The sequence below is a fragment of the Corynebacterium sp. EPI-003-04-2554_SCH2473622 genome (assembly GCF_001665955.1).
GTDB classification, from domain to species: domain Bacteria; phylum Actinomycetota; class Actinomycetes; order Mycobacteriales; family Mycobacteriaceae; genus Corynebacterium; species Corynebacterium pseudodiphtheriticum.
This window is the reverse complement of sequence record NZ_LZMN01000068.1, coordinates 1-1,813: the sequence shown is the minus strand read 5'-3', so window position 1 is coordinate 1,813 and position 1,813 is coordinate 1. Positions and strand designations below refer to the sequence as shown.

General features: G+C 52.3%; 4 protein-coding genes. 1 reads left to right on the top strand and 3 read right to left on the bottom strand.

Annotated elements, in window-relative coordinates:
* Positions 1-663: 663 nt before the first annotated feature.
* From A5774_RS07535 to A5774_RS07525, 3 genes are read right to left on the bottom strand one after another with little or no spacing between them, the layout of a single operon-like run.
* Positions 664-960 carry a hypothetical protein gene (locus A5774_RS07535; RefSeq protein WP_064834160.1) on the bottom strand — a complete coding sequence of 99 codons (297 nt, stop codon included), beginning with the start codon at positions 958-960 and terminating at the stop codon, positions 664-666.
* The gene (locus A5774_RS07530; protein ID WP_064834158.1) at positions 960-1,211 is read right to left on the bottom strand and encodes a hypothetical protein; all 252 of its coding nucleotides are present in this window, start codon (positions 1,209-1,211) and stop codon (positions 960-962) included. The genes A5774_RS07535 and A5774_RS07530 overlap by 1 nt, the downstream gene beginning before the upstream one ends.
* On the bottom strand, positions 1,211-1,396 hold the full coding sequence (locus tag A5774_RS07525) for a helix-turn-helix domain-containing protein (protein ID WP_064834156.1): 186 nt from the start codon (positions 1,394-1,396) through the stop codon (positions 1,211-1,213). Before A5774_RS07525 ends, A5774_RS07530 begins: the two co-directional genes overlap by 1 nt.
* Positions 1,397-1,508: 112 nt before the next feature.
* On the opposite strand from A5774_RS07525, the gene A5774_RS07520 reads away from it, so the two are divergent.
* Positions 1,509-1,813: helix-turn-helix transcriptional regulator (locus A5774_RS07520; protein WP_064834154.1), on the top strand; the 305-nt coding region annotated here is incomplete at its 3' end.

The window sequence follows — 1,813 nt, the reverse complement described above, 5'->3', positions numbered from 1 at the left end:
CCCGTATGGCTTTTCCTTGAGTGCCATCTCTGCACAGAGTTGGATTATGGGGCAGCCCTCGCATTTGTCTATGGCATCGGCGGCCCTAGCAGACGGTGAGGTCTTGCCGTTAGCCGTAGGACTGGCATAGGCAACTGTGCAGTCAGCGTCATAGTCTCTGGGGTTCACACTTGGATACGAGCATTTACCTAGTTCGTATTCTCTCGGTAGAGGGCTAGATAATAGATTCGATGCCATGGTGGAAATCCTTACGGTGTGCAGTGGGTGGTGTAGGTAGCTATTGATAGGTGTGGATTATTAACCGCCAGGCTGACCCCCCAATGGATTTTTCCCAATTTTTCCGCTTTCCGATGTCAGCCCACGACTAATAGCCGACTGGCATGTCTTTGCCAATCGGCCCTCGTGCTGCGCCATGGCCGGGCTAGCTAGGCACCGGTGTGGCACGATCTCGGCACGAATGAGATCGATTTACGTGCAGCGAAAGCGCATACGTGCAGGCAGTTTGTTTAGTGAGATCGGCGGCCAGGAACTTACCTCATAAAGCTGACCAAGGTGTGCATTGTTTTGTGTGGTTTGATCGCGGTGTCTTGCGATCTAGATCCGTAGACCTATGACGTCGCCCTAGGAACTCCCGACTAGGGCGACCACATAGACCCACGGGTCTTAGTCGGTTTTGGACTTGCGGTTATTTGCGATTGCTTGCGCGGTCTCGAAGGCATCGTCTAGGTCTTCGTCGAGCTGTCCTTGTTGGGCAAGCATCTCGTTGATTGCCAGGGCTGATCTCACTGCGGATTCCCATAGCTCGGCGATGCGATTGGTTGCGAGCTTGGTGGCTGCCGCGTAGCCGTCTTTGTAGCTTTCAGGCCGATTCGATTCTTGAATCTTTGAATTGATCGCGTTGAGGTGCTCGATATACAGATCAATATTTGAGCCTGCCAGGCGCGGTGTTACGGGATTCATTAATCTTTCCGTTCTGCTAGCAGCGTTAGGTAGCGCTTATTTAGCTTTTGATGCTTAGGCGATGCGATCGGCCGGTTGAATACTTCGCGAAGATGACTGATGACTTCTTCGCGTTGGGATTCATCTAGATGCCCATAGAGCACGTCGCATACGGCGATAATTCCGCTGGAATCGTGGAATGAGTAAGCGGCTTGGACGATCTCGCGAATACGAATCCACGGCACCGCGCTAGCGAATTTCGTGCGAGCCATTAGGCCACCGCCTCGGATTCTGCGATCTTTTCAATATCGGCGCGCTCGAACACCATCGTTCGCCGCTTACCTATCCGTCCCGTTGGGTTAATCAGCCCGCGCCTTATCCGTTCATGCAGCCCCTGCCGGGATATCCCTAGCATCTCGGCAGCTTCGCAAACCCCAATAAGTTCAGTACTTAACATAAGTTAAGTTATACCGACGTGGAAATACTTACGTCAAGTGCAGTAATGGACATAAGTTAAGTTCGTTGCTTTACACTTGTCCATAACGGCAGGTATGCGCCATAATGGACATATGACAACTTCCATAAATACGGCGGGCGCAATTCCAGAATTTGAACTAAAACACCGCGTAAGGCTTGCGCGGGAATTTGCTTCGCTTCAGCAATCTGATTTAGCTGAACTGACAGGGCTTTCGCGAACTGCAATAGCGAATCTTGAACGCGGTTCTAGCGACCCACGGCGTGCGACTATCTCGCTAATTGCTTTCGCTACAGGCGTTGATCGTCACTGGCTTGAAACAGGAAAGACCCCCGGCGGCGATGAGCCTACCGGGGGTGAGAAAGTGCGCCATCAGGGAATCGAACCCCGAACCCACTG